This window comes from Stutzerimonas balearica DSM 6083, from assembly GCF_000818015.1.
Taxonomy (GTDB): domain Bacteria; phylum Pseudomonadota; class Gammaproteobacteria; order Pseudomonadales; family Pseudomonadaceae; genus Stutzerimonas; species Stutzerimonas balearica.
Genome location: NZ_CP007511.1, coordinates 781,446 through 807,426 on the forward strand (window position 1 = coordinate 781,446; position 25,981 = coordinate 807,426).

General features: G+C 66.1%; 26 protein-coding genes. 14 read left to right on the forward strand and 12 right to left on the reverse strand.

Translation table 11 applies throughout. The features are described from left to right. Nucleotides 1-126 precede the first annotated feature (126 nt). Nucleotides 127-975 (forward strand): carboxylating nicotinate-nucleotide diphosphorylase, encoded by an 849-nt coding sequence (gene nadC, locus CL52_RS03500; protein ID WP_041107869.1) that lies wholly within the window; start codon nucleotides 127-129, stop codon nucleotides 973-975. Nucleotides 976-1,015: 40 nt separating this feature from the next. On the opposite strand, the gene CL52_RS03505 is transcribed toward nadC, so the two are convergent. Further along, nucleotides 1,016-1,447: a Z-ring associated ZapG family protein gene (locus CL52_RS03505; RefSeq protein ID WP_041107867.1), complete on the reverse strand. Its 432-nt coding sequence runs from the start codon at nucleotides 1,445-1,447 to the stop codon at nucleotides 1,016-1,018. A gap of 54 nt (nucleotides 1,448-1,501) precedes the next feature. On the opposite strand from CL52_RS03505, the gene CL52_RS03510 reads away from it, so the two are divergent. The 3 genes from CL52_RS03510 to zapE all read left to right on the forward strand — a co-directional run bounded on the left by CL52_RS03510 (nucleotide 1,502) and on the right by zapE (nucleotide 4,928). Next, nucleotides 1,502-2,212, forward strand: coding sequence for an alpha/beta hydrolase (locus CL52_RS03510; RefSeq protein ID WP_074519941.1), 711 nt, complete (start codon nucleotides 1,502-1,504; stop codon nucleotides 2,210-2,212). A gap of 65 nt (nucleotides 2,213-2,277) precedes the next feature. Next, nucleotides 2,278-3,639: a tryptophan--tRNA ligase gene (locus CL52_RS03515; RefSeq protein WP_043218540.1), complete on the forward strand. Its 1,362-nt coding sequence runs from the start codon at nucleotides 2,278-2,280 to the stop codon at nucleotides 3,637-3,639. A 194-nt stretch (nucleotides 3,640-3,833) separates the two neighbouring features. Beyond that, a complete protein-coding gene (gene zapE / locus CL52_RS03520; protein ID WP_043218541.1) occupies nucleotides 3,834-4,928 on the forward strand; it encodes a cell division protein ZapE in 1,095 nt (364 codons plus the stop codon). A gap of 94 nt (nucleotides 4,929-5,022) precedes the next feature. On the opposite strand, the gene CL52_RS03525 is transcribed toward zapE, so the two are convergent. Continuing rightward, nucleotides 5,023-6,012 carry a GlxA family transcriptional regulator gene (locus CL52_RS03525; RefSeq protein WP_043218542.1) on the reverse strand — a complete coding sequence of 330 codons (990 nt, stop codon included), beginning with the start codon at nucleotides 6,010-6,012 and terminating at the stop codon, nucleotides 5,023-5,025. Nucleotides 6,013-6,156: 144 nt separating this feature from the next. On the opposite strand from CL52_RS03525, the gene nfi reads away from it, so the two are divergent. The 3 genes from nfi to ampE all read left to right on the forward strand — a co-directional run bounded on the left by nfi (nucleotide 6,157) and on the right by ampE (nucleotide 8,357). Beyond that, nucleotides 6,157-6,876 (forward strand): deoxyribonuclease V, encoded by a 720-nt coding sequence (gene nfi / locus CL52_RS03530; protein ID WP_041107857.1) that lies wholly within the window; start codon nucleotides 6,157-6,159, stop codon nucleotides 6,874-6,876. A gap of 71 nt (nucleotides 6,877-6,947) precedes the next feature. Continuing rightward, on the forward strand, nucleotides 6,948-7,499 hold the full coding sequence (gene ampD / locus CL52_RS03535; protein ID WP_043218545.1) for a 1,6-anhydro-N-acetylmuramyl-L-alanine amidase AmpD: 552 nt from the start codon (nucleotides 6,948-6,950) through the stop codon (nucleotides 7,497-7,499). Between the two features lie 24 nt (nucleotides 7,500-7,523). After that, nucleotides 7,524-8,357, forward strand: coding sequence for a regulatory signaling modulator protein AmpE (gene ampE / locus CL52_RS03540; protein WP_043218547.1), 834 nt, complete (start codon nucleotides 7,524-7,526; stop codon nucleotides 8,355-8,357). A 272-nt stretch (nucleotides 8,358-8,629) separates the two neighbouring features. Here the strand turns inward: ampE and CL52_RS03545 are convergent, their stop codons facing one another. Beyond that, nucleotides 8,630-9,667 carry an IS5 family transposase gene (locus CL52_RS03545; RefSeq protein WP_043218549.1) on the reverse strand — a complete coding sequence of 346 codons (1,038 nt, stop codon included), beginning with the start codon at nucleotides 9,665-9,667 and terminating at the stop codon, nucleotides 8,630-8,632. Nucleotides 9,668-9,856: 189 nt separating this feature from the next. On the opposite strand from CL52_RS03545, the gene CL52_RS03550 reads away from it, so the two are divergent. After that, nucleotides 9,857-11,887 (forward strand): methyl-accepting chemotaxis protein, encoded by a 2,031-nt coding sequence (locus CL52_RS03550; protein WP_043218551.1) that lies wholly within the window; start codon nucleotides 9,857-9,859, stop codon nucleotides 11,885-11,887. A 13-nt stretch (nucleotides 11,888-11,900) separates the two neighbouring features. Here CL52_RS03550 and CL52_RS03555 read toward each other — a convergent pair whose 3' ends face one another. From CL52_RS03555 to ada, 3 genes are all read right to left on the reverse strand, one after another. Beyond that, nucleotides 11,901-12,680 carry a TatD family hydrolase gene (locus tag CL52_RS03555; RefSeq protein ID WP_043218553.1) on the reverse strand — a complete coding sequence of 260 codons (780 nt, stop codon included), beginning with the start codon at nucleotides 12,678-12,680 and terminating at the stop codon, nucleotides 11,901-11,903. Between the two features lie 72 nt (nucleotides 12,681-12,752). Next, nucleotides 12,753-12,995 (reverse strand): hypothetical protein, encoded by a 243-nt coding sequence (locus CL52_RS03560; protein WP_041103675.1) that lies wholly within the window; start codon nucleotides 12,993-12,995, stop codon nucleotides 12,753-12,755. Nucleotides 12,996-13,043: 48 nt separating this feature from the next. Continuing rightward, complete coding sequence (ada, locus tag CL52_RS03565) at nucleotides 13,044-14,087, reverse strand: bifunctional DNA-binding transcriptional regulator/O6-methylguanine-DNA methyltransferase Ada (protein WP_043222914.1); 1,044 nt, start codon at nucleotides 14,085-14,087, stop codon at nucleotides 13,044-13,046. Nucleotides 14,088-14,248: 161 nt separating this feature from the next. Between ada and CL52_RS03570 the strand changes: the two genes are divergently transcribed. Beyond that, entirely contained in the window at nucleotides 14,249-15,127 is an 879-nt protein-coding gene (locus CL52_RS03570; RefSeq protein WP_043218556.1) for a PA4780 family RIO1-like protein kinase, read from the forward strand. A gap of 6 nt (nucleotides 15,128-15,133) precedes the next feature. On the opposite strand, the gene CL52_RS03575 is transcribed toward CL52_RS03570, so the two are convergent. Further along, nucleotides 15,134-16,054 (reverse strand): histone deacetylase family protein, encoded by a 921-nt coding sequence (locus CL52_RS03575; protein WP_043218558.1) that lies wholly within the window; start codon nucleotides 16,052-16,054, stop codon nucleotides 15,134-15,136. Between the two features lie 160 nt (nucleotides 16,055-16,214). Here CL52_RS03575 and tesB point away from each other — a divergent pair, with 160 nt between their 5' ends. Both tesB and CL52_RS03585 read left to right on the forward strand, forming a co-directional pair. Then, entirely contained in the window at nucleotides 16,215-17,084 is an 870-nt protein-coding gene (tesB, locus tag CL52_RS03580; protein ID WP_041103683.1) for an acyl-CoA thioesterase II, read from the forward strand. Then, entirely contained in the window at nucleotides 17,081-17,671 is a 591-nt protein-coding gene (locus CL52_RS03585) for an HAD family hydrolase (protein ID WP_041103685.1), read from the forward strand. Before tesB ends, CL52_RS03585 begins: the two co-directional genes overlap by 4 nt. A gap of 79 nt (nucleotides 17,672-17,750) precedes the next feature. Here the strand turns inward: CL52_RS03585 and ypfJ are convergent, their stop codons facing one another. Together ypfJ and CL52_RS03595 are read right to left on the reverse strand one after the other, a co-directional pair. Then, nucleotides 17,751-18,608, reverse strand: coding sequence for a KPN_02809 family neutral zinc metallopeptidase (gene ypfJ / locus CL52_RS03590; protein ID WP_043218561.1), 858 nt, complete (start codon nucleotides 18,606-18,608; stop codon nucleotides 17,751-17,753). 68 nt (nucleotides 18,609-18,676) lie between these two features. Further along, nucleotides 18,677-19,111 carry a DUF411 domain-containing protein gene (locus tag CL52_RS03595; RefSeq protein ID WP_043218562.1) on the reverse strand — a complete coding sequence of 145 codons (435 nt, stop codon included), beginning with the start codon at nucleotides 19,109-19,111 and terminating at the stop codon, nucleotides 18,677-18,679. Nucleotides 19,112-19,277: 166 nt separating this feature from the next. On the opposite strand from CL52_RS03595, the gene CL52_RS03600 reads away from it, so the two are divergent. Next, nucleotides 19,278-19,817 carry a DUF4345 domain-containing protein gene (locus CL52_RS03600; RefSeq protein WP_043218563.1) on the forward strand — a complete coding sequence of 180 codons (540 nt, stop codon included), beginning with the start codon at nucleotides 19,278-19,280 and terminating at the stop codon, nucleotides 19,815-19,817. On the opposite strand, the gene CL52_RS03605 is transcribed toward CL52_RS03600, so the two are convergent. The 3 genes from CL52_RS03605 to CL52_RS03615 all read right to left on the reverse strand — a co-directional run bounded on the left by CL52_RS03605 (nucleotide 19,799) and on the right by CL52_RS03615 (nucleotide 23,028). Further along, complete coding sequence (locus CL52_RS03605) at nucleotides 19,799-20,485, reverse strand: Crp/Fnr family transcriptional regulator (RefSeq protein ID WP_043218564.1); 687 nt, start codon at nucleotides 20,483-20,485, stop codon at nucleotides 19,799-19,801. The genes CL52_RS03600 and CL52_RS03605 overlap by 19 nt on opposite strands. Before the next feature lie 96 nt (nucleotides 20,486-20,581). Further along, nucleotides 20,582-21,229 (reverse strand): two-component system response regulator NarL, encoded by a 648-nt coding sequence (gene narL / locus CL52_RS03610; protein WP_043218566.1) that lies wholly within the window; start codon nucleotides 21,227-21,229, stop codon nucleotides 20,582-20,584. Beyond that, nucleotides 21,226-23,028, reverse strand: a complete 1,803-nt coding sequence (locus tag CL52_RS03615; RefSeq protein WP_200889416.1) for a histidine kinase — start codon at nucleotides 23,026-23,028, stop codon at nucleotides 21,226-21,228. Before CL52_RS03615 ends, narL begins: the two co-directional genes overlap by 4 nt. A 236-nt stretch (nucleotides 23,029-23,264) precedes the next feature. Here CL52_RS03615 and CL52_RS03620 point away from each other — a divergent pair, with 236 nt between their 5' ends. Further along, nucleotides 23,265-24,527, forward strand: coding sequence for an MFS transporter (locus CL52_RS03620; protein WP_043218568.1), 1,263 nt, complete (start codon nucleotides 23,265-23,267; stop codon nucleotides 24,525-24,527). Between the two features lie 18 nt (nucleotides 24,528-24,545). Continuing rightward, on the forward strand, nucleotides 24,546-25,958 hold the full coding sequence (locus CL52_RS03625) for a NarK family nitrate/nitrite MFS transporter (protein ID WP_041103697.1): 1,413 nt from the start codon (nucleotides 24,546-24,548) through the stop codon (nucleotides 25,956-25,958). The last annotated feature ends 23 nt before the right edge of the window (nucleotides 25,959-25,981 follow it).

Here is a 25,981-nt window from a genome sequence, read left to right on the forward strand (position 1 = left end):
GACATGATTGACCTCACAATCAGCCGGGTGTTTTCCGCCAGGCGGTAAAAATTTGCCGAGAGAGACGGCGCTGCATGGGGCGCGATCAGTCCTTATACTTCGCGCCATGTCCAGTGGAGCCCCGTCATGCCTAACCTTACCCTTGCTCAACTGAGCGCCGAGATCGATGCCAACGTACGCCGAGCCCTGGCGGAAGATATTGGCAGTGGCGATATCACGGCTCAGTTGATTCCCGCCGAGCGGCTGGCGCGTGCTTCGGTTATCACGCGTGAGGCGGCGGTCATCGCCGGAACCGCATGGGTCGATGCGGTATTTCGTCAGCTCGACCCTCGTGTCGCCGTGCATTGGCAGGTAGGCGATGGCGATCGCGTAGTGGCGGATCAGGTGCTGTTCACGCTGGAAGGGCCGGCGCGCTCATTGCTGACCGGCGAGCGCTCGGCGCTGAATTTCCTGCAGTTGCTGTCGGGCGTGGCAACGCGGTGCCAACACTACGCCGACCTGGTGGAGGGCACGGGCGTTCGCCTCCTTGATACGCGCAAGACCCTGCCCGGGCTGCGCCTGGCGCAAAAGTACGCGGTGACCTGCGGCGGCTGCCATAACCACCGCATCGGTTTGTACGACGCCTTTCTGATCAAGGAAAACCACATCGCTGCATGTGGCGGTATCGCATCGGCGGTCGAGGCGGCGCGACGGATCGCTCCCGGCAAGCCAGTGGAAGTCGAGGTGGAAAACCTGGACGAGCTGGAACAGGCGCTTACCGCCGGTGCCGACATCGTCATGCTCGACGAGCTGACGCTCGAAGACATGCGCACTGCCGTCGCCATCAACCGAGGTAGGGCGAAGCTGGAAGCTTCCGGTGGCATCAGCGAAGGTGGTTTGCGGCGTGTGGCTGAAACCGGTGTCGACTACATCTCGATCGGCGGCTTGACCAAGCATGTGCAGGCGATCGACCTGTCGATGCGCTTGCAGCAATAAAAGAAGGGTAGGGACGGGGCAGGAACCCCGTCCGGCGGGATCAATGACGGCTCTTGAGGCCGAAGTTCTCGTTCAGCGTCCCGGGGGTGTCATCGCTCTTGGGCGCGTAGTCCTTCGGCGGTTCGGTGAACGCGGGGGAGTTCAGGCGCTCACGGCTGCCATGGTGTTCTTCGCTGTGCAACGCCGCGAGCAGGCGCTGGCGGGTCTGCTCGTCGAGCGCCAGGCGATTGGCGCCTTCGGAAAGATGGTCCTGAATGTCCTGGTAGCTGCTGGTCAGTTTGCGCAGCAGACTGGCCGTCGTGTTGAAGTGTGTGACCACTTCGCTCTGATAGGTATCGAAGCGCTCCTGCAGGTCGTCGACCTGACGCTGGGTGCGGTTTGGCGCGGCGTTGCGAGCCACCAGAAAACCAATGGCGATACCGACGATCAAGCCGGCGATCGGGAGCAACCAGGTCGCGAGGGTCTGTTCCACGAGTCCTTCCTTCTATAAAAACGGCTGTGCTTACGTTAACGTCTCGTACCTGCTCTGTATACCGCGAGGCGGTGGTCGGGGCAGCTGCTAAGCAAGACGAGTCGACTCGTCGCAAGGTCACGGAGTTCACCTTTGTTGAAACGCGAAACCCCCATTTCCATCGACGGCCCCTGCGGCGTGCTCGAAGGCCTGTACCAGGACGAAGCCGACGCCAGTGGGCTCGCACTGATCTGTCATCCCAACCCGGTCAAGGGCGGCACCATGCTGAACAAGGTGGTTTCGACTCTGCAGCGCACCGCGCGGGACGCCGGTTACAGCACGCTGCGCTTCAACTACCGCGGCGTGGGCCGCAGCGCCGGCAGCCACGACATGCAGCAGGGCGAGGTCGATGACGCCGAGGCCGCGGTGAACTGGTTGCTGGCGCAGCGGCCCGGGTTGCCACTGGTGCTGCTCGGCTTTTCCTTCGGCGGCTTCGTCGCGGCGAGCCTGTTCGCCCGGCTGCAGGCGCGCGGTGTCGAGGTGCGCAAGGTGTTTCTCGTGGCGCCAGCGGTGTCGCGTCTGGACAGTGCCAACCTGCCGGCGGCCGGCGCGGTCTCGATCATCCAACCGGAAGACGACGAGGTGATCGACCCGCAAACCGTCTACGCCTATTCGGCCGCGCTCAGTCGCCCCCACGAGCTGTTGAAAGTGGCAGAATGCGGCCACTTTTTTCACGGCAAGCTGGTCGAGCTCAAGGAGCTGGTCGCTCCGCGACTGCAGGCGTAACTTCCGACCTCGCCCAGGGGCGTGCTCGCGCGGCCCCAGGCTTTCCCGATCGAGATCGAAAAGCGATGAACACCCGAATCCTCACCGGCATCACCACCACCGGCACGCCGCACCTGGGCAACTACGCCGGCGCCATCCGCCCGGCCATCGTCGCCAGTCGCGATGCGGCGGCGGACTCGTTCTATTTCCTGGCCGATTACCACGCGCTGATCAAGTGTGACGACCCGCTGCGGATCCAGCGCTCGCGCCTGGAAATTGCCGCGACCTGGCTGGCCTGCGGGCTCGACGCCGAGCGGGTGACCTTCTATCGGCAATCCGACATTCCGGAGATTCCAGAGCTTACCTGGTTGCTGACCTGCGTCACCGCCAAGGGACTGCTCAACCGCGCGCATGCCTACAAGGCGTCGGTGGACAAGAACGTCGAGAGCGGCGAAGACCCGGATGCTGGCGTGACCATGGGCCTGTACAGCTACCCCGTGCTGATGGCGGCGGACATCCTGATGTTCAATGCGCACAAGGTGCCGGTGGGGCGCGACCAGATCCAGCACGTGGAAATGGCCCGTGACATCGCCCAGCGCTTCAACCACCTGTTCGGCCAGGGGCGCGAGCTGTTCACCTTGCCTGAGGCGGTGATCGAGGAAAGCGTTGCCACCTTGCCAGGGCTCGATGGACGCAAGATGTCCAAGAGTTACGACAACACCATCCCGCTGTTCGGCTCGGCCAAGCAGCTCAAGGACGCGGTGGCGCGTATCGTCACCGACTCGAGGCTGCCAGGCGAGGCCAAGGACCCGGACAGTTCTCACCTCTACACGCTCTATCAGGCCTTCGCCAGCGGAGAGCAGCTGGCTGCGTTCCGCGCCGAGCTGCTGGACGGCCTGGCCTGGGGTGAGGCCAAGCAGCGGCTGTTCCAGCTGCTCGACGCCGAGCTGGGCGAGGCCCGCGAGCGCTATGCGCAACTGATCGCCAAGCCGGCCGAGCTCGAAGACATTCTCCAGGCCGGCGCGGCCAAGGCGCGCCGCATCGCCACGCCGTTTCTCGGCGAACTGCGTGAGTCGGTCGGGCTGCGTAGCTTCCGCAGCCAGGCTCAGGTGGCCGCCCCGTCGAAGAAGAAGGCCAGCAAGACGGCCCGCTTCGCCAGTTTCCGCGAAGCCGACGGCAGCTTCCGTTTCCGCTTCTTTGGCGCCGACGGCGAGGAGCTGTTGCTCTCGCGCCCGCTGAGCAACCCGCAGGCGATCGGTGCCTTGACTCAGCGACTGATCGCCGGTGGCGCCGATGCGCTGGAACTGCGCGAAGACGAGGGTACGCAGTTCACCCTCTGGCTGGACGAGGAATGCGTCGCCGACAGTCCGAGCTACGCCGACCCCGATGCGCTGGACGCCGCGATGCTGCGAGTGCGCGAAGCCATCGCCACCCTCGCGCAGAGTTGAGCCTGGCGCAGGCGCCTGGCTCCTGACCGGGACCGGCTGCCTGCGTCGCGTGTCGGCGCACCGCCGGCATTCCCTGAGGTCGAACGCCTCGTCCAGATCCCCGGGAGGTCCAAGGTTTGAACGATCTGAGTAAATTGCCATCTGCCGAGGGCGCGGCTAAAGTGTCGGCCCCGTTTTCCAACCCCGGCTCCGCCATGACTCCTCTTGAGCGCTATCAGGCTGACCTGAAACGTCCCGATTTCTTCCACGATGCCGCGCAGGAAAATGCCGTGCGTCATCTGCAGCGGCTCTACGACGACCTGCTCGCCAGCGAACGCAACAATGGCGGGCTGTTCGGCAAGCTGTTCGGCAAGAAGTCCCAGGAGCCGGTCAAGGGCCTGTACTTCTGGGGTGGCGTCGGGCGCGGCAAGACCTATCTGGTCGACACCTTCTACGACGCGCTGCCGTTCAAGCAGAAGATGCGTACGCACTTCCACCGCTTCATGAAGCGCGTGCATGAGGAAATGAAGACCCTCAAGGGCGAGAAGAATCCGCTGACGATCATCGGCAAGCGTTTCGCCGACGAGGCGCGGGTGATCTGTTTCGATGAGTTCTTCGTCTCTGACATCACTGACGCGATGATCCTCGCTACCCTGCTCGAGGAGCTGTTCAAGAACGGCGTCAGCCTGGTCGCAACCTCCAACATCGTGCCCGACGGCCTCTACAAGGACGGCCTGCAGCGGGCGCGCTTCCTGCCGGCCATCGAGCTGCTGAAAAAACACACCGAGGTGGTCAACGTCGACAGCGGCATCGACTACCGCCTGCGTGCGCTGGAGCAGGCCGAGCTCTACCACTTCCCGCTCGACGCCGAGGCCGAGCTGAGCCTGGAAAAGAGCTTCAAGAGCCTGCTCACCGAGAACTGCAAGGTGCTCGAGGACGAGGCGCTGATGATCGAGAACCGCGAGATCCGCGCGCGCAAGGTCGCCAACGATGTCGCCTGGTTCGAGTTCCGCGCGCTGTGCGACGGGCCGCGCAGCCAGAACGACTACATCGAACTGGGCAAGATCTTCGAGGCGGTGCTGGTCTCCAACATCGAGCAGATGAACGTCGCCAAGGACGATATGGCGCGGCGCTTCATCAACCTGGTCGACGAGTTCTACGACCGCAACGTCAAGCTGATCCTCTCGGCCGAGGTCGAGCTCAAGGACCTCTACGCCGGTGGCCGTCTGGAGTTCGAGTTCCAGCGCACCCTGAGCCGCCTGCTGGAAATGCAGTCGCACGAATACCTGTCGCGCCCGCACAAGCCCTGAGCCGGCGGCGATGGCAGCCGCAGCGCCAGGCCGACATGCGCGACCTGGTCAGTGACCGCCCGCTGCAACCGGCCTGCTCGGCGGGCGCTGCGCTTTAGGCCTCGGGCCGGTATTTCTGGCGGTAGTGGTTGGGCGACAGTTCGGTGTGCTGGCGGAACAGCCGCGCGAAGAAACTCGCATCGTCGTAGCCGACCTCGTAACTGATCGTCTTGATGCTCTTGCGCGTGGTCGAGAGCAGATTCTTCGCCGTTTCGATGCGCAGCCGCTGCAGATAATGCAGCGGCTTGTCGCCGGTAGCCGCCTGGAAACGCCGCATGAAGTTGCGGATGCTCATGCCGTGCTCCCGGGCGACGTCCTCGAAGCGGAACTTCTCTGCGAAATGTTCTTCCAGCCATTCCTGGATCTGCAGCACGCGAGTGTCCAGGTGCAACTTCTGTCCACCGAAGCCGAGGCGCCCGGGGCTGTAGTTGCGCTGGACCTCGAACAGCACGTCGCGCGCCATGCCCTGGGCGACGTTGGCGCCGCAGAAGCGTTCGATCAGGTACATATACAGATCGCAGGACGAGGTGGTGCCGCCGGCACAGAACAGGTTGTCGCTGTCGGTCAGGTGCTTGCCGGAGGCGAACTGCACGCGCGGAAAGCGCTCGACGAACTCGCGGGCGAAACGCCAGTGGGTCGTCGCCTCGCGGTTGTCCAATAGGCCCGCATGCGCCATCCAGAAGGCGCCGGTGGCCTCGCCGCAGATCGCACTGCCGGCGGCATGCTGCTGGCGGAGCCAGGGAGCGACCTGCGGGTAGCGGGCCGAGAGCGCGTCGAAGTCGGCCCAGAACGCCGGCAGGATGACCGCATCGGTGTCTTCCAGTGCGCCGTCGACCGCGATCTCGGTGCCGCTGAAGCTCGTGACCGGATTGCCGTCGGGGCTCACCAGCCGCGTTTCGAACGCCGGGGCGAGAGGGCCGCCCAGTTGCCGGGCCAGACGCAGACTGGCCATATGAAAGAAATCCTTGGCCTGCATGAGAGTCGAAGCGAATACGCCTTCGGTTGCCAGGATGCTGACGCGACGCAGGGAATGGGCGTTGGACATGGTCTTTTCTGATTGTTGTTTAGGCCATGGCAGGGTGAAACTGCCGTCTTGCGGCGGGAGCGTCCTATTTTTCCGCCGCGCTGTCCAGCTGCGACCGAAAGCGCACCCCTTCAGCAAGCTGCCCGACATCAGGAGATTCATCGCATGACCGCCACACGCTCGCCGTATCCTGCCAATCCGTTCGGTGACTGGGATGGCACACCAGGCGCCGCGCGCGAGCTCCAGAAGCGGCTCGCCGAGCAGGTGCGGCTGGAGGACGAATTGCCTGCACAGCTGCGCCTGATAGCTGGCGTCGATGTCGGCTTCGAGGAGGGGGGCGCGCTGACCCGCGCCGCCGTGGTCCTGCTCGATGCCGACAGTCTCGAGGTGGTGGCTCAGAGTCTGGCGCGCATTCCGACCACGATGCCCTACGTGCCGGGCCTGCTGTCGTTTCGTGAACTGCCTGCGGTGCTGCAGGCGCTCGCGGCGTTGCCGGCCATCCCAGACCTGATCTTCGCTGACGGTCACGGCATCGCCCACCCCCGCCGTCTGGGCATTGCCGCCCACCTCGGCGTGGTGACCGGCCTGCCGACCATCGGCGTAGCGAAGAAGATTCTCTGCGGCGACCATGAGCCGCTCGGTGAGCTGCGCGGTGAGCAGGTGCCGCTGCGCGACCGAGCCGGCGAGACCATCGGTACGCTGTTGCGCAGCAAGGATAGGGTGCGCCCGTTGATCGTCTCGCCGGGCAACCGCGTCAGTCTGACCAGCGCGCCACAGCTGGTAATGCGCTACGTGACGCGCTATCGCTTGCCCGAGCCGACGCGCCTGGCCGATCGCCTGGCGTCGCGTCGCGAAGAAAAGGCCGCCGCGCGCCGCGGGGGCTAAGCCTGCGCCGGGCTTGCAGGCGCAGCGGTGCTGCGGCTAGCCTGCGCGCTTGAGCAACCGAGGACCGCTCCATGCAGCTGGACCGCGCCACAGGCTGGTGCCAGGGCGTTCGCCATTGCCCGTCGCCGAACTTCAATCGGCGGCCGGACGGCGAAATCTCTCTGCTGGTGATTCACAACATCAGCCTGCCGCCGGGCTGCTTCGGTACCGGCAAGGTGCAGGAGTTCTTTGCCAATCGCCTGGATTGCCGCGAGCATCCGTTCTTCGAGGAAATCGCCGGGCTGCAGGTTTCCGCGCATTTTCTCATCGAGCGCGACGGCGCCATCACCCAGTTCGTCTCCTGTCTGGACCGGGCCTGGCACGCCGGGGTGTCGTGCTTCGGCGACCGCGAGGGCTGCAACGACTTCTCCTTGGGCATCGAGCTCGAAGGCACTGACGAGTGCACCTACAGCGACGCGCAGTACGGCGCGCTGATCGACCTGTGTCGCCTGCTGCAGCAGGCCTATCCGGCCATCACGCCCGAGCGCGTCTGCGGGCACAGCGATATCGCCCCAGGGCGCAAGACCGACCCGGGGCCGGCCTTTGACTGGCGGCGCCTGCGCGCTGCGGCGATCGTTTGTTGAGCCCAACCGAACAAGGACCTGGCCATGAGTTTTCTGGTGATGTTGCTGGCACTGCTGGTGGAGAAGTTCTCCGACTGGCGCGGGCGTATCCAGCACGATGCTCCCTGGCTGGCGCAGTTGCGTCGCCTGGAGAACAACCCCCGCCTGGCCGCTGCGCCCTGGTTGCTACTGGCGATCCTGGTGCTGCTGCCGGTACTGCTGCTCGGCCTGCTGCTGATGGCGCTGCAGCCGCTGGCCTATGGCTGGCTGTTGCTGCCGCTGCACCTGCTGGTGTTGCTCTATTCGCTCGGTCGCGGGCATGCCAAGCGCGAGCTGGGGCCGTTCCGCGATGCCTGGCGCCGCGGTGATCTGGAAGCCGCCGAACTCGTGGCCGAGCGGGATCTCGAACTGAGCGCCGACAGCCCCGACGAGCTGTCGCGGGTGGTCGAGCAACGGCAGCTCTGGCGCGGTTATCAGGACTTCTTCGCAGTGGTGTTCTGGTACCTGTTGCTGGGGCCGATGCTGGCGCTGGCCTACCGGCTGCTGGCGCTGACCGAGCGGCATGCGCGGGTCGAGGCGGTGCGCGAACAGGCCGCCCAGCTGCGCCACGGCCTGGACTGGCTGCCAGTGCGCGTGCTGGTGGCGAGCTTCGCGCTGGTCGGCAACTTCAGCGCGGCCAGCCGTGTGCTGCTGCATGAACTGCTCAACTGGGACATCCCGGCGTGCCGTCTGCTGGCCGAGGCCGGGCCGCTGGCCGCCGACCTGCCAGCAAGCTCATCGCACGACGCCGTTGCCCGGCTGGATATCCTCGCGGCACTGCTGGTGCGCTCGCGGGTGCTCTGGTACGCGGCCGTCGCGCTCTGGGTGATTCTCCTCTGAGGCACGAATGCCTCGCCATCGTTGCCGTCGATGAAGGCTCTGGCACGGGCCTTCCGACGCGGCCCTCTGCCTGGCGACGTTGCACTGTCATTTGGCCATTACCTTAAGGGCACCTCGAATAACGCGAGGTTTTCAGTGAATCCGACCGCCAAATGATGGCCATGATCGAATTCGGTTCGATTTCTGCGGCGAATCACCGCTTTCCTGGGCGGTGTCGCCCCGTTTTTCTTCCGAATCGCCCTCTGCAGCGGCGATTCGGCCCACTCCGGGCGTCAGAAGGCCTTGATTCCCGCCTTCTGGAAGTACACCAGCCGCTTCAAGTTGTAGCAGGCCGCCATCATCGTCATCGCAAAGTTCGCGCGCCCCTGTCCGATGGTACGGATCAACTTGCCGCCCATCTGCTCGATGCTCGCGAACACGTGCTCCACTCGGGCACGCGTCTTGGCGATGCGGTGGTTGCGCCGTTGCTGACACTCGGAAAGGGGCTTGTTGCGGTACCCCTTCCTCTGGATCTGATTACGATAGCCGTGATCCTTGAGCCAGCCCTCCCGGTCTGCGCTGGTGTAGCCTCGGTCCGCATAGACATCGCGGCTCGTGTTGCTCCGGTCGATGAGCGCATCGAAGTGCTTGCTGTCATGGACGCTGGCCGTATCAGTCTCAACTTTGCGGATGATCTTGTACTTCTTGTCCACGTTGATCGAGAGCTTGTAACCGAAGTGGTTCTTGCCGTGCTTCTGTGTCCAGGTGGCATCCGTATCCTTCTGGCGCCGTTTGGCTGGCTTCCAGTCAGCCGGCATCGCGCCTTCCCTGACCAGCTTGTTCTCCTCACGGCTGTTACGTTGCTTGGGAGCAGGCACCAGCGTGGCATCGACGATTTGGCCGCCGCGGGCGATGAATCCGTGCCGGAGCAGTTGGGCCGTGACACCGTCGAACAGGACCTTCGCGCCGGCGTCGCCGATGCGGTTCTCGAACGTCCACACGGTCGTTCGATCCGGAATATTGACCGCGCTGGCCAACCCGCAGAATCGCTTGTAGCTCATCCGGTCAAGCAACTGGTACTCCATCTGTTCATCCGACAGGTTGTACAGCCGCTTGAGCACCAGAATCCGCACCATCGTCTCCGTCGGATACGGCGGGCGACCGCCTTGCGGACTCACCGGACGCGGCGCTACCCGATCGACTTCCGCCGCAAGTGCCGCAAAATCGATGTACGACTCGATCTCGGCCAGCGGATCTCCAAGCGTGTCGATCTTCTTCCGATGATGTTCGTCAGCGAACAGGTCCGTCTTGATGGCAGTGCGCTTCTTCATGGCTGGTGTCAGAGAACGAAATCAGGACAACGCAATTTTACCAATCGCAGGGGGTCGAGGTTTTTCGAGGTGCCCTTAAGTTACACAGCGCCCAACCGATATCCCGTATAAGTCGGCTCGATCCTCCTGACGAACCCTGCTGTGGCCCCATGCCGCAAGCACATACCAATAAGACCTGGGAGACGTCGTGTGAAAAGCCTGTTGTATCCAGCAGTCGCATTCATGAATCGCCTGAGCTTCGGCATGAAGTTCAGCTTGGTCAGTCTTCTGTTCTTCGTTCCCATGGCGCTGACCAACTTCTATCTGGTCCGCGACTCCTATCGCGAATTCGTCGGGACCCGCAGCGAGCTGCAGAGCCTCGAGCTGCTCGGCGCCGCGCTTCGCCTGCGGCGCGACCTGGAGGACTGGCACGACCTGGTGCAGATCGAGGCGATCATTGGCCAGACCGGCAACGTGCAGACCCTCAACGCTCGCCTGCAGGATGTCGAAGGTCGGCTGGCCAGCGGCCTGCAGGCGTTGCAGCCGGTGAGCAGCGATCCGCAGCAGGTCACCGAATTCAATACCCGCCGCGATCAGATGCAACGCGCGCTCGGCGAGGCCCAGGCCGAGCAATCGCTGCAATCCAAGGCGGCGATGGCCGGCAGTCTGCTGGGCAGTTCGCAGGTCATCATCAAGCTGATCGCCAGCCAGTCGGGGCTCAGCCAGGATGCCGAGCGCGAAGTGCGCCTGCTCGCCGAGCTGCTGACCAGCGTCACGCCGACCATCACCTCGGTGCTGGGTGAAGGGCGTGCCGTGGGGGCCTACACCTTTGGTCAGGGTTATCTCAACTCCGAGGCCAGCAACATCCTTGATGGCCTGGTGCAGGAGCTGGAAAAGCTGCAGACGCAGTACCAGGCGCAGCTGCAGGACGCCGTCGACAGCTCGTCGGCCGCGCGCGCGCGTCTGGCCGAGCTGGCGGCGCTGAGCGGTGCCTCGCTGGGCGCGAGCAGCGAAATCATCCAGGACGAAGTGATCCTCGCCGATGCACTGGACCGCCCCTGGGATGCGTTCTATGAGCGCATCAGCAACGAGATGGCCAAGACCTACGAACTCAACGACGCGGTGCTCGATTTCCTCGATCAGCGCCTGCAGCAGCGCCTGGCCGACAAGCGACTGCTGATGGGGCTGCTGCTGGCGGCATTGGTGGTGGTGTTCCTGCTGGTTGCCTATCTGTATGGCGCCTTCTACGTCTCCACCCGGGCTTCGCTCAATGCGCTCGGCCGGATCATGGACAAGGTCGCCGATGGCGACATGACGGTGCGTTACCAAGTGGTCAGCCGCGACGAGCTGGGCGAACTCGGGCAGGTGTTCAATGCGACCGTGGCGCGCATCCGCGAGCTGCTCGAGCGTGTCGGCCATACCGTCGGCGAAGTCGAGCGCCAGGCGGGGCAGGTCGAGCAGGTTTCCGGGCAGAGCAACCAGACGGTCGGCGAACAGCGCGCGCAGATCGAGCAGGTCGCGACCGCGATGAACGAAATGGCCGCCACCGCGCAGGCCGTGGCGACCAGCGCCGAGGCTGCCGTCGGCAGTGCGCAAAGCGTCAACGAAGAAACCGCCAGTGGCCGTGCGCTGGTGGTCGCCCAGGTGGGCGGTATCGAGCGGCTGGCAGCGGAAATCCAGCAATCGGTGGAGGTCATCAACCGGCTGGCCGACGATAGCGCCGCGATCAGCAAGGTGCTCGACGTGATCAAGGGCATTGCCGAGCAGACCAACCTGCTGGCACTCAACGCCGCGATCGAGGCGGCCCGTGCCGGCGAGCAGGGCCGCGGATTTGCGGTCGTCGCCGACGAGGTGCGCAGCCTGGCAAGAAGGACCCAGCAGTCCACCGAGGAAATCGAGGAGATGATCGCCCGGCTGCAGTCGGGAGTCGGTGCGGCAGTCAGGACCATGCACGCCAGCCATGCACTGGCGGACGATACGGTCAGCCAGTCGGCGCAAGTCGAGCAGGCGCTGGAAAACATTCTTGGCGCGGTCGGCCTGATCGTCGATCAGAATCAGCAGATCGCCGCCGCTGCCGAGCAACAGACCGCGGTGACGCATGACATCGACCGCAATATCGTCTCGATCAACGAGGCCGGTCAGCGCACCGCCGAAGGCGCCGGCCAGACCGAGCAGGCCAGCCGCGAGATGAGCCAACTGGTCGGCCAGCTGCGCGAACTGATTGCGGCGTTTCGGGTGTAGAGGGGCTGCTGGGTCAGGCCCAGCCGAACAGCTCGCAACTGTTGCGATAGCTGGCCTCGGCCAGTTCGTCGGGGCTGAGGCCGCGCAGTTCGGCCAGGCGCTCGCAGATTGCCGGCAGGTGCTCCGGGCTGTTGCGTTCGCCGGGGTGGGTGCAGGGCGCTATATCGGGGGCGTCGGTTTCCAGCACGATGCTGTCGAGCGGCAATTGCCGCAGCACCCGGTGCATGCGGTGCGCCTGCGGCCAGGTGCCGGCACCGCCGAGGCCGAGCTTGAAACCGAGCTTGATGTACTCGCGGGCCTCCTCCCAGCTGCCGCTGAAGGCATGCACCACACCGGCCCGGCGTAGCTTGTAGCGTTTGAGTGTGGCGATCATCGGTGCGTGGGCGCGGCGCACGTGCAGCAGCACCGGCAGATCGAAGTCGGTCGCCAGCTGCAGTTGCCGTTCGAGCAGGGTCTGCTGGCGGGTATGGTCCGGGTCGTCGATGTAGAAATCCAGGCCGATCTCGCCGATGGCGCAGAGCTTCGCCTCGCCGTGCAAGCGCTGCAGCCAGTCGGCGAGCGCTGTCAGGTGCTCGTCGCGGTGTTGCTGCAGGAACACCGGATGCAGCCCCAGCGCGGCATAGACGGCGTCCTCGGTGCAGGCCAGGCGCCAGACGCGCTGCCAGTTGTCGGCATGCACGCCGAGCACGATGAGGCGTTCTACACCGGCGGCGCGGCTGCGTGCCAGCACCTGGCTGCGGTCGGCATCGAAGTCTTCGAAGTCCAGGTGTGTGTGGGTGTCGATCAGGCGCACGAGGGTCCCCGCTGTCTGGCTGTTGGGGCGATGCTAGGCGCTGTAGGGCAGCGTTGCGAGCCCGCTGAAACGCTAGCTGCGCTCCAGTTCGATCTGAATGTCGCTGACGCCCAGCTCCTGCATGCGCTCCTGTTCGCTGGGCAGCTCGGGTATTTCCCAGGGGGTGTCGGTCGCCGCCCGGGGTTCGCGCACATGATGCAGGAGAATCTCCAGTTCCACCTGTTCCAGGCTTGGCTCTTGAAAGGCGCTCATCTGCAGGGAGGCCGGCTGGCCGTTGATGCGGTAATGGATGCGGTAGCGCTTGAGTTCGGTCACGGGGGCTCCTGGCGTGGGGCTGTTGTAGATCGGACCACGCCGAAGCGCTCAGTCTCCCTCGGTTGTGCTCGAAGACTCGCTGGCGAGCAGGGCGGCCTTGCGCGCCAGGCCCCAGCGGTAGCCAGTCAGCGCCTGGCCGGCGCCGACCACCCGGTGGCAGGGCACCAGCAGCCCGACCGGGTTGCTGGCGCAGGCGCGTGCCACCGCGCGGGCATGGCTGCCGAGCGCGTCGGCCAGCTCGGCGTAGCGTCGCGTCTGCCCCGGCGGGATCGCCTGCAGCGCCTGCCAGACGCGGCGCTGAAAGGCGGTGCCGCGCAGGTCCAGCGGCAAATGGGCCGCGCGGGCGGGCTCCTCGAGTTGAGCGACCACGGCCTGCAGCCAGTCGCCCAAGCCTGGCTGGTCGCGCCGCAGTTCTGCGGCTGCGAAGCGCAGGCGCAGTTCCTGCTCGAGCGCCTCCTCGCTGTCGCCGAACAGCAGGGCGCAGATGCCCCTTTCACTCGCCGCGATGAGCAACAACCCCAGTGGGCAGGCTGCGATGGCATAGCGCAGCTGTTCACCGCTGGCGCCGCGCCGCCGCTGCGCCGGGCTCAGCCCCTGTCCATCGGCATAAGCGGCGCCAACACCTCCGTAGCCGGCGCTCAGCGCGGCATCCAGCACGCTGCTTGCGGTCGGCAGGGCGGCCTGCAGCCGCTCGCGGCGTCGCGCCTGCGCCCAGGCGCTTGGGGTCAGGCCGGTGCGTGCCTTGAACGCACGTGCCAGGTGCGACGGCGACAGGCCGATGCGCGCGGCCAGCTGCGCCAGAGGGATCGCGCGCTCGGCGGTGTCGAGCAGGCGGCAGGCGGCGGCGACCAGTTCATCCAGCTGCGCGGCCGTATCGATTCCCGTCGGGTGGCAGCGGCGGCAGGGGCGGAAGCCGGCGGCTTCGGCCTGCTCGGCGTTGACGTAGAAGGCCACGCGGTCGCGCCGCGGACGACGCGCCGGGCAGCTCGGCCGGCAAAAAATGCCGGTCGAGCGCACGGCAAAGACGAAGCGGCCGTCGTGCGTCGCATCGCGCGCGCAGACGGCTTGCCAGCAGCGTTCGGTGTCGAGCATGGCGGCGACCTCAGCAATCGGGGTGCTGCGATTGTCGATCCGCGCGCGGATGCTTGCCAATCCGTTTCAGGCTTTCAAACCCGGATGCGGGGCATGGCAGGCCGAAGGCGATTGCCGTAACCTGCGGCCGCCCATGCCTGCCAGAGGAGCCCGCCCTCGCGATGAAAACCCCCAAGCGACTCGAACCACTGATCGAGGACGGCCTGATCGATGAAGTCGTGCGGCCGCTGATGAGCGGCAAGGAGGCCTCGGTCTACGTGGTGCGCTGTGGCGAGGTGCTGCGCTGCGCCAAGGTCTACAAGGAGGCCGACAAGCGGGGCTTCCGGCAGGCCGCCAAATATCAGGAAGGGCGCAAGGTGCGTAACAGCCGCGACGCCCGGGCCATGGCCAAGGGCTCGAAGTACGGCAAGCGCGAGCGCGAGGAAACCTGGCAGAACGCCGAGGTCGCCGCGCTGTACCGGCTGGCCGCAGCCGGTGTGCGCGTGCCGCAGCCCTACGACTTCCTCGACGGCGTGCTGCTGATGGAGATGATCGTGGGCGACGACGGCGATGCCGCCCCGCGACTGAACGACGTGGACCTGCACCCGGACGATGCCCGCGAGTTCCATGCGTTCATGATCGGCGAGATCGTCAAGATGCTCTGCGCAGGGCTGGTGCACGGAGACCTTTCCGAGTTCAACGTGCTGCTCGACGGCCAGGGGCCGGTGATCATCGACCTGCCGCAGGCGGTGGATGCCGCAGGCAACAACCATGCGTTCGAGATGCTCGAGCGTGATGTCGGCAACATGGCCGCCTATTTCGGGCAGTTCGCTCCCGAGCTGCGCTTCACCCGCTACGCCAAGGAGATGTGGGCGCTCTACGAGGAGGGCCGGCTGACACCGCAGACCCCGCTCACCGGCGAGTTCGCCGAGCCCGAGGATGCCGCCGACCTGGACGCGGTGATGCGCGAGATCAAGGCCGCGCTCGCCGATCAGGCGCGCCGCGAAGCTCAGCGCGAGGAGCGCGACGACGAGCCGCCACCGCCGCCCTGGATGAGCTGAGCGGGCTCAACCCAGCCCGTAGCGCTGCCAGGCACGGGCGGCGCTGAAGTGCAGCTGGGCGTGGCGGCGGGCGAGCAGGGCGCGGTCCTTGTCGTAGCCTCCGCCGATCAGCCCGACCAGCGGAATGTCGCGCTCCAGGCAGTGCTCGATGACCCGCGAATCGCGCGCGGCCAACCCCGCGTCGCTGAGCGCGAGCAGGCCGAGGGCGTCGTCGCGGTGGACATCGACGCCGGCGTCGTAGAGCACCAGGTCCGGTTGGTAGAGCGGCAGCAGATAGCCGAGCGTATCGTCGACCACCTTCAGGTAGTCCGCGTCGCCAAGGCCCGGCGCCAACGGGATATCCCAGTCGCTTTCGGCCTTGCGCGCCGGAAAGTTCTTTTCGCAGTGCAGCGAGACGGTCACCGCGTCGGGCACGTTCGCCAGGATGCGTGCGGTGCCGTCGCCCTGATGCACATCGCAATCGAAGATCAGCACGCGGCCGACGCGCCCGCTCTCGAGCAGCGCCAGGGCGATCACCGCCAGGTCGTTGAAGATGCAGAAGCCCGAGGCATGGTCACGATGGGCGTGATGCGTGCCGCCGGCCAGGTGGCAGGCCAGGCCGTGCTGCAGCGCCTGCTCGGCGGCCAGCAGCGAACCGCCGACCGCCCGCACCGTGCGCCGGGCCAGCGCCGGGCTCCACGGCAGGCCGAGGCGGCGTAGCTCTTCACGGCTCATTTCGCCATCGCAGTAGCGGTCGACGTAGTCGCGGTCGTGGGCCAGCGCGAGCACCTCGCGCGGGCAGAGCTCGGGCCGCAGCAGCGCGTCGTCCCGGGTCAGGCCGCTGTCGACCAGGTGATCGCGCAACAGGCGGAATTTCTCCATGGGAAAGCGGTGGCCCGGGGGCAGCGGCGGACTGTAGTCGTCGTGATAGATCAGCGGCAGGGCCATGGCAGCATCCGGCAGGTTTGCCGACGAGTATGCCGGCCGCCGCGAGCCGGCCTCAAGCCGCGCGCAGGCGGCACGATCGGCGGCGTTCGCCGCCGCGCTGGAGCCGTGCCGCGCGAATCCGTACCATGGCGACCTGCCCCGTGCCCCTAGGAAAACGTCCATGACCCAGACCCTCGACCATCTGGTCAATCTGCTCTCGCTCGAGCGCATCGAAGAGAACCTGTTTCGCGGTGCCAGCCAGGATCTGGGCTTTCCGCAGCTGTTCGGCGGGCAGGTGCTCGGTCAGGTGATCTCGGCGGCGAGCCAGACCGTGGAAACCACGCGTCACGTGCATTCGCTGCACGGCTACTTCCTGCGTCCGGGTGACTCCCACGAGCCGGTCGTCTATGACGTCGACCGGGTGCGGGACGGGCGCAGCTTCACCACGCGTAGGGTCAGCGCCATCCAGAAGGGGCGGATCATCTTCACCGGCATCGCCTCGTTCCAGGCCGAGGAGAGCGGTTACGAACACCAGCTGCAGATGCCTGACGTGGTCGGCCCCGAAGACCTGGCCAGCGAGTGGGAGCTGTTGCACAAGCTCACGCCGCTGGTACCCGAGCGGGTGATGGAGAAGCTGCGTCGGCCCAAGCCGATCGAGATCCGTCCGGTGACCCTGCAGGACCCGACCAACCCGCAGCCGCTCGAGCCGATCCGCCACCTGTGGTTCCGCGCCGATGGCACGTTGCCGGCCAGCCCGGCGCTGCACAAGTACCTGTTGGCCTACGCCTCGGACTTCAGCTTCGTCGGCACCGCGCTGCAGCCGCACGGCGTGAGCTCCTGGAGCAAGTTCATCCAGCTGGCCAGCCTTGACCATGCGATCTGGTTCCACCGCGAGGTGAAACTCGACGACTGGCTGCTGTACTCGATCGACAGCCCCTGGGCGGGCAATGCACGCGGCTTCGTGCGCGGCAGCATCTTCAATCGTGCCGGCGAGCTGGTGGCCTCGGTGGCCCAGGAAGGGCTGATCCGTGCCCGAGAGGACTGGATGTGACGCTTGCCGCGCTGCGCCACTGGGTGTTCGACATGGACGGCACCCTGACCATCGCCGTGCATGACTTCGCGGCGATCCGCCGCGCGCTGGACATCCCCGCGGACGACGACATCCTGCATCACCTCGCCGCGCTGCCGGCCGAGCAGGCGGCGCCCAAGCGCGCCTGGCTGCTCGAACACGAGCGCGAGCTGGCCTACGCGGCGCGCCCGGCCCCCGGTGCGCTGGAGCTGGTGCATGCGCTGCGCGAGCGCGGCTGCCGGCTCGGCGTGCTGACCCGCAACGCCCACGAGCTCGCGCTGGTGACATTGCAGGCGCTCGGGCTGGGTGACTGCTTCGTGCCGGAGGACATTCTCGGCCGCGATGAGGCACCTCCCAAGCCGCATCCGGGCGGCCTGCTCAAGCTCGCCGAGCGCTGGGGCGTCGAGCCGGGGGCGCTGGTGATGGTCGGCGACTACCGCTTCGATCTCGAATGTGCCCGGGCCGCCGGGGCGCAGGGTGTGCTGGTCAACCTGCCGGACAACCCCTGGCCGGAACTGACCGAGTGGCATGCGCGCGATTGTGCGGCACTGCTGGCGCAGCTGGGTTGAACCCGCACTGGGTGCGCCACGCGCTTCGCCCGGAGCGGTGCAAGCGCATGGCGTTCGCCGGCGGCCGCTCGGCCTGAGCTTATAAGCGCGGAGCCTTGAACGTGTCGCAGCGCCCCGGCTCGCCGCTGTCGAAGCCGGTGCGGAACCAGCGGACCCGTTGCGCCGAGGTGCCATGGGTGAAGGCGTCGGGCACCACGCGCCCCTGGCTCTGCTGCTGCAGGCGGTCATCGCCGATGGCGCTGGCCGCGTTGAGTGCTTCCTCCAGATCGCCTTGCTCCAGCCAGTCGTGGCGTTGCTGGGCATGGTGCGCCCAGACGCCGGCCAGGCAGTCGGCCTGCAGCTCCTGGCGGACCAGCAGGCCGTTGTCGCCTTCGAGCCGCGCGCCGCGCGCGCGGGCCTGCTGAACCTGCTGCGAGACGCCGAGCAGGGTCTGCACGTGATGGCCGACTTCGTGAGCGATGACATAGGCCTGAGCGAAGTCGCCGGCGGCGGAAAAGCGCCGGGCCATCTCGTCGAAGAACTGCAGGTCCAGGTAGACCTGCTGGTCGCCGGGGCAGTAGAACGGGCCGACCGCCGAACTGGCGAAGCCGCAGGCCGAGTTCACCCCGCCGCGAAACAGCACCAGCCTGGGGTCGCGGTACTGCTCGCCGCTCTGCCGGAACAATGCCTGCCAGGTGTCTTCGGTATCGCCAAGAATGGCGCGCACGAAATCGACCTGCGGGTCGTCGCCTGTGGTGCTCGGGCGCTGCTGCTGAACGGTCGAGCCGTCCTGCCCGGTGAGCTGGCCGAGCAGTTGCAGCGGGTCCTGCCCGGTGAGCAGGCCGAGCACCACGACAATGACGATGCCGCCCAGGCCCAGCCCTCCGCCCAGGCGCATGCCGCTGCGCCCTCGGGCATCCACCACGTTGTCGCTGCGACGCGCACGTTTCCAGCGCATGGGCTCGGTTCTCCGCTGTGTCTGTCAGCCATCAGACCGGCGGGACAGCGCATCGTTGCCGTGGCCGGTCAGTGCCCAGGATAGTCGGCCAGGACCCGTTCGGACCCGTCCTTGGCCAGGCCGATGACCTGATAGGCGTCCTGGCGGTCGCCCATCTCCATGCCGGGCGAGCCGACCGGCATGCCGGGCACCGCTGCGCCAGCGAGGTCCGGCTGGGCACGCAGCTTGAGAATGTCGGCTGCCGGCACGTGGCCTTCGACGAACTGGCCGCCGATCACGGCGGTATGGCAGGAGCCGAGCCGAGGCGGCACGCCATTGGCGATTTTCACCGCGACCATGTCGGGCTCGACGTGGTCGGTCACGCTGAAGCCGTTGGCTTCGAGGTGCTCGATCCAGGCCTTGCAGCAACCGCAGTTGGCGTCGCGATGGACGTCGATGGCGATCGGCTCGGCGGCCTGCGCCAGGCCGGCAAAAAGAGTGGTGGCAAGCAATAGACGACGCATGGAAAACCTCCGGTGACGAAGCCGGCAGCATAGCCCCGCGCGCGTCGGGGCCAAAGCCGCAAAGTGTGGGCAAATGTGGCGATCCGCAGGGTGCCTCCGGATCGAACCAAGCCCCCGACGAGCGGTCGTATGGCGACCGGGGATCGAGTCATCAGGAGCGTTTTCGATGCGTTTTGCCCGTTTCGTACTGCTGGCCCAGGCCCTGTTCATGCTGGCCTTCAGCCTGGCCTACTGGGTACGCCCGTATGAGATGGCCAATCTCAACGGCATGCTGCTCATGGAGTCGGCATCGATCAGCCACATGCGCGTCTACTACGGTGGGCTGCAACTGGGACTGGCGCTGTTCCTGCTCTGGGCGGCGCGCGCACCGGAACGCATGCGCACCGCGCTGATGATGCTGGTGTTCCTGATGGCAGCGCTGGTGTTCGGGCGCCTGCTGTCGCTGTGGCTCGACGGCGGCAGCCTGATCGGTTTCGACCTTGCCTCGCTGATCTATCGCCTGCTGGCGGCGTTGCTCGCCGCGCTCGCCTACCGTCTGCTGCGCGAACCGGAGGAGGATGCCCAGCCCATACCACCGCCAACGCGCCGGCTCGACGATACACCGCCACAGCCCTTCCGCCTGGGCGACGGCCCGGCGCCGTTCGAGGCCGGGGCGGATGATGCCGCCGAGCGGGACGGTGCGTCCGATCAACCCGCTTCGCGCTGATAGGCCGCGAGGTTGAGCGGGTCGAGAATCTCGATGCGGCGGTTGTGCACGCGAATCAGCCCGGCGCTGATCAGCCGGTGCAGGATGCGTGAGAAGGTTTCCGGCTGGATGCCCAGCTTCGAGGCGATCAGCCGCTTCGGCACGTCGAGGTTGACGATGCCGCTATCGGACTCCTGCGCCTGGATGAGAAAGCGTGCGACCCGGTGATTGGCGTTGGACGTGGCCAGGTTGTCGATGTCGTCCAGCCGCCGGTTGAGGCGCTGGCTGAGTCGCGCAAGCATGGCCTGCGCGAGCGGCGGGTGCTGCTGCAGCAGGCGCTGGTAGCACGCGTTCTGGACCTGCAGCACCAGCGTTTCGCGCAGCGCAGTGGCGCTGAGCCGGTAATGCGGCTGCTCGTCGAACAGCGGTGTCTCGGCGAAGACATCGCCGGGGCGGACGATCTCCAGCACGCGCTCCTGCCCGTCGCCGCTGAGCCGGTGCAGCTTGATCTGCCCATGCACCAGAATGAAGAAATGCCGCGCCGGATCGCCCTCATGATGCAGCGTGGCGCCCTGCAGCAGGCGGCGGCTGCCGGCGCCGAGCGCCAGTTCCTGCAGCGCCGGTTGGGGTAATGCCTGAAACAGCGGGTGGCGGAACAGCGTCGCCAGCAGGGTGGAATGGGTAAGCATGCGGCCTCCTTGCTGCCTGCATCCTAGGAGGCTGGCCAGGCGCCAGTCGCCTCCCGGAAGCGATAAACCGGCTACCTCCAAAGAGGCAGCTGGTGCTCAACCGCGCATCCGCTCGTGCTCCAGCGCCCAGACGGCAGCTTCGACGCGCGAGCGCAAGCCGAGCTTGTGCAGCAGGTTCTTCACGTGCACCTTCACCGTGCCTTCGGTGATGCCCAGTTTGCGGCCGATCATCTTGTTGCTGTTGCCGCCGGCGATCATCTTCAGCACCTGCCGTTCGCGCTCGGTCAGCTCCGCTTCGGAGGTCACCGGCTGGCCGACCCGCAAGGCCTGGGCCATGACGCGCGCCAGCGCCGGGCTGACCACCAGGTCGCCCTGCAGCACTTCGCGGATCTGGTCGATGAGCTTTTCCGGCTCCATGTCCTTGAGCAGATAGCCGTCGGCGCCATGACGCAGGGCGTCACGCACGTCTTCCTCGGCGTCGGAGACGGTGAACAGCAGTACCTTGCCTTCGTAACCCTGCTGGCGCAGGCGCTTGAGCGTCTCGATGCCATTGAGCGCAGGCATGTTGTTGTCCAGCAGGATCAGGTCGGGGGCGAGGTCCGGCATCAGGCGCAGGGCTTCCTCGCCGTTGCTGGCCTCGCCGACCACGGCCAGGTCGTCTTCGAGCTCCAGCAGCTGGCGCATGCCGCGGCGCATCATCGGGTGGTCGTCGACCAGCAGGATGCTGTGACGTGTGTCGTTCATGCGATCTGTCCCTTGGGTTGGTTGCCGAGAAATCCCGGCTTGAATGTCAGGCGTACACGCGTGCCGCGTGGAGTGCGCGGCTCGAGGGTCAGCTGGCCGTGCAGCTGACGGCTGCGCTCCTGCATGATCGTGGTGCCGTGGTGCTGGCGCTGGTCGTAGTCGCCGGACAGGCCGCAGCCGTCGTCCTCGACCAGCAGCTCGAGCGCATCGCCGGCCGGGCGCAGCGTGACCCAGACCTGATCGGCGCCGGAATGGCGGGCGCAGTTGGACAGCGCCTCGCGGGCGATCTGCAGGAGGTGAATCTGCTCGTTGGCCAGCAGGTCGAAGGCCAGCGGCTGGATGTTCAGGTGCACCGGGAACTGACCCCGCTCGGAGAATTCGCGCACGGTGTCCTGCAGCGCCTTGTCCAGCCCGCCGTCCTGAATCTTCAGGCGGAAGGTGGTGAGCAGCTCGCGCAGTTGGCGATAGGCATTGTTCAGCCCTTCGCGGATCTCCTCGGCGACCTTTTCCAGCGTCTGTGGCGACTCGCCGCGATTGATCAGCGTCTGCAGCCGGGTCACCTGCAGCTTCATGTAGGACAGTGCCTGGGCCAGCGAGTCGTGCAGCTCGCGGGCAATGATCGCGCGCTCCTCGAACAGCAGCAGGCGGTGATCCTGCTCGCGTCGGCGTTCCAGCGACAGCGCGGTGCCGATCAGGTTGGCCAGTGCCTCGATCAGCTCCATCTCCCATTGCTCCGGCGCGCGGCCATCGGCGAACCCCGCACGCAGCTCGCCCAGCTCGCTGCCCAGATTGACCACCGGGCAGGCGATCAGACGGCTACCGTTGTGCATGCTGCAGCTCGCGCAGTCACCTGGCGCGCAGATCTGCCGCAGCTCGCTGCCGTGCAGGGCGATCAATTGGGTGGCCGGTTCACGCGGGTCGCCGTGCAGGCAAAGAGTCAGGTTCAGGCCGGGCAGTCGGTTGCGGAAGCTGTCGATCAGCTTGTCGAGCGAGTCGGCGGTAGCCGGGTCGGTGGCGATGCGCCGGCTGCTCTGGTAGAGCAACTGCAGCGCGGCGTTGGCCTGGGCGAGGTGCGCGGTCTTGCGCGCCACGTGCATCTCCAGCGTGTGGTGCGATTCTTCCAGGGCATCGGCCATGGCGTTGAAGCTCAGCGCCATGTGGCCGAACTCGTCATCGGCGCGGTAGCGCACGCGTGCGCTCAGATCGCCGGCGCGAAAGCGTTCGGTGGCGCTGACCAGTTCCTGCAGCGGGTTGAGCACACTGCTGTGCAGGCTGTACATGCCGACCATCAGCACGATCACGGTGACGAACAGCGCGGTGCCCTGAATGGCCTGCTGCCAGCTCTGCTTGCGCTCGCTCTGATGTTGCAGCAGCAGTACGAAACGATCGAGCTGGCTGACGAAGTCGTCGGCATTTTCCTGAAAACCGCTCGCATCGCCGCGTTCGAGCGCGGGCAGCAGCTGTGTACGCCAGCGCTCGCGCAGTTCGGCATAGGCATGGTTGAGTGGCGCCTCGGCCTCGCCCTGGAGAATGCGGGTCAGGCTGACGCTCTCCAGGCGATGCTGGAAATTGCGCCCCAGGGTCTGGATATCTTCTTCCGCGGCCTGGGCCTCGAGCTTCCAGGCCAGCCGGTAGGTCGCCATGCGCAGCGAGCCGGCGGTGTTGATGGCGGCGGCGTCGTCCTCGCTGAGCCAGGCGATCATGCCGGCGCTGACCGCGCTGCCGAGCGCCAGGGCGGCGATGAGCATGACGGCCAGGCCGGCGCGAACCGGCAGCGAGCCCCTTATCCATTGAACCAGCCGCACGCTACCTCCAAAGAGTTCCGAGATGCCCGGGTGCCGGTCCCTGCTGGGCGATCATTCCTTAAACCACTGATATTAAAGGCGTTTTGCGTGGAAATTCTGGCTACCTCCAAGGTGGTAGCTGGGCAAATCTTACCTTTTCACTCGGAAATCCGGTCTTGATCCAAATCAACGGATTCCGGTCGTTGCGTCTCTAGCTTGGCGCCAGGTCGATACTTCGGGGAGGGTTCGACATGGCGAAAATGAATGTTCAACAAGGGCTGATACTCGGCATGAGCACGGTGGCATTCACCATCTGCTTCATGGTCTGGATGATGTTTGCCGTGCTCGGCGTACCGATCAAGGAGATCTTCCAGCTCAACGAGACCCAGTTCGGCCTGCTGGCCGCAACACCCGTTCTAACCGGTTCCCTGGTGCGCCTGCCGCTGGGCATGCTCACCGACAAGTTCGGCGGCCGCATCGTCTTCTTCGTGCTGATGCTGGTCTGCGTGCTGCCGATCTACCTGATCAGCGAGGCCACCGCCTACTGGCACTTCCTGGTGCTGGGATTGTTCGTCGGCCTGGCCGGCGGTTCCTTCTCGGTGGGCATCGCCTATGTCGCCAAGTGGTTCGACAAGAGCACCCAGGGCCTGGCCATGGGCATCTTCGGCGCCGGCAACGCCGGTTCGGCGCTGACCAAGTTCATCGCCCCGGCGATCATCGCTGCCGGCAGCTGGCAGATGGTGCCCAAGGTCTACTCGGCGATCATGTTCATCACCGCGGTGCTGTTCTGGTTCCTCACCAGCGAGAACAAGGCGCACCGCGTGTCCACCAGCGTGACCTTCAAGAGCCAGCTGCAGGCGCTGAGGGACCCGGCCGTGTGGCGCTATTGCCAGTACTACTCGATCGTCTTCGGCGGCTACGTCGCGCTCGCCCTGTGGATGACCAAGTACTACGTGCAGGAATACGGCTTCAACCTGCAGACCGCCGCGCTGCTGGCCGCCTGCTTCTCACTGCCCGGCGGCGTGCTGCGCGCGGTGGGCGGCTGGATGTCCGACCGCTGGGGCGCGCAGAGCGTGACCTGGTGGGTGATGTGGGTGAGCTGGGTGTGCCTGTTCCTGCTGTCCTACCCGCAGACCAACTTCACCATCCAGACGGTCAACGGCCCGAGCACCTTCCACATCGGCCTCAACGCCTGGGTGTTCACCGCGCTGCTGTTCGTCGTCGGCATCGCCTTCGCCTTCGGCAAGGCCTCGGTCTTCAAGTACATCTCTGACGACTACCCCGAGAACATGGGCGTGATCTCCGGGATCGTCGGCCTGGCCGGCGGCCTTGGCGGCTTCATTCTGCCGATCATGTTCGGCGCCCTGGTCGACCTCACCGGCGTGCGTTCCTCGGCCTTCATGCTGCTCTACGGCGTCGTCTGGGTCTCCCTGATCTGGATGTACTTCAGCGAAATCCGCACAACCCCCGTGATGGGCAAGGCCGGCCAGGGCCGGTTGTCGTCCGCGCCCTGATTCTTCTGGAGAATGACCATGACTGTTCTCGTCAAACCTGCGGCAGGCAAGCCGTCCAAACAGGGGCCGGTGATCCACGACTGGCGGCCCGAAGACCCTCAGTTCTGGGCGTCGACCGGCAAGGCGATCGCCACCCGCAACCTGTGGATCTCGATCCCCGCGCTGCTCCTGGCCTTCGCCGTATGGATGGTCTGGAGCACGGTGATCGTGCGCCTGAACGCCATCGGTTTCAGCTTCACCACCGACCAGCTGTTCTGGCTGGCCGCGCTGCCGGGCCTGTCCGGCGCCACGCTGCGCATCTTCTACTCGTTCATGGTGCCGATCTTCGGTGGCCGCCGCTGGACCGCGATCAGCACCGCCTCGCTGGCCATCCCGGCGCTGTGGATGGGCTTTGCGGTGCAGAATCCGGAGACGCCCTACAGCGTGTTCGTGATCATCGCGCTGTTCTGCGGCTTCGGTGGCGGCAACTTCGCCTCCTCGATGTCCAACATCAGCTTCTTCTATCCCAAGGCGCAGCAGGGCACCGCGCTCGGCCTGAACGCGGGCCTGGGCAACCTCGGCGTGTCGGTGATGCAGTTCAGCGTGCCGCTGCTGATCGGTGTCGGTCTGTTCGGCGCCGCGGGCGGCCAGCCGCAGGAACTGGCCGATGGCAGCCAGCTGTGGCTGCAGAACGCCGGCTTCATCTGGGTGCCGTTCATCCTCGCGGTGACCGTCGCCGCCTGGTTCGGCATGAATGATCTGAGCTCGGCCAAGGCCTCGTTCAGCGAGCAGGCGGTGATCTTCAAGCGCAAGCACAACTGGCTGATGTGCTGGCTGTACCTGGCCACCTTCGGCTCGTTCATCGGCTTCGCCGCCGCCTTCCCGATGCTGATCAAGACCTCCTTCCCGGACGTCAACGCGCTGAGCTTCGCCTTTCTCGGCCCGCTGGTCGGCGCGCTGGTGCGCCCGGTCGGTGGCTGGGTGGCCGACAAGCTCGGCGGTGCGCGCGTCACCCTGTGGAACTTCGTGGTGATGATCGCCGCGGTGTTCGGGGTCCTGTACTTCCTGCCGCAGGCCGGGCAGGGCGGCAACTTCTACGGCTTCCTGGCGATGTTCATGCTGCTGTTCATCACCACCGGGATCGGCAACGGTTCGACCTTCCGCATGATCCCGGTGATCTTCCGCACCCTGCACGAACGTCGCGCCGGCAAGCACGGTGCCGCCAATGACGAGGTGCTGCGCGCCGCCGGCAAGGAGTCGGCTGCGGTGCTGGGCTTCAGCTCGGCGATCGGAGCCTTTGGCGCCTTCTTCATCCCCAAGTCGTTCGGCTCGTCCATCGCCCTGACCGGCGGCCCGGAGATGGCCCTTTACGGCTTCGTTGCCTACTACGTGACCTGCATCCTGGTGACCTGGTGGTGGTATTCGCGCAAAGGCGCCGAGACCCCCTGCTAGGCCGGACGACCGCATTAAAAGAA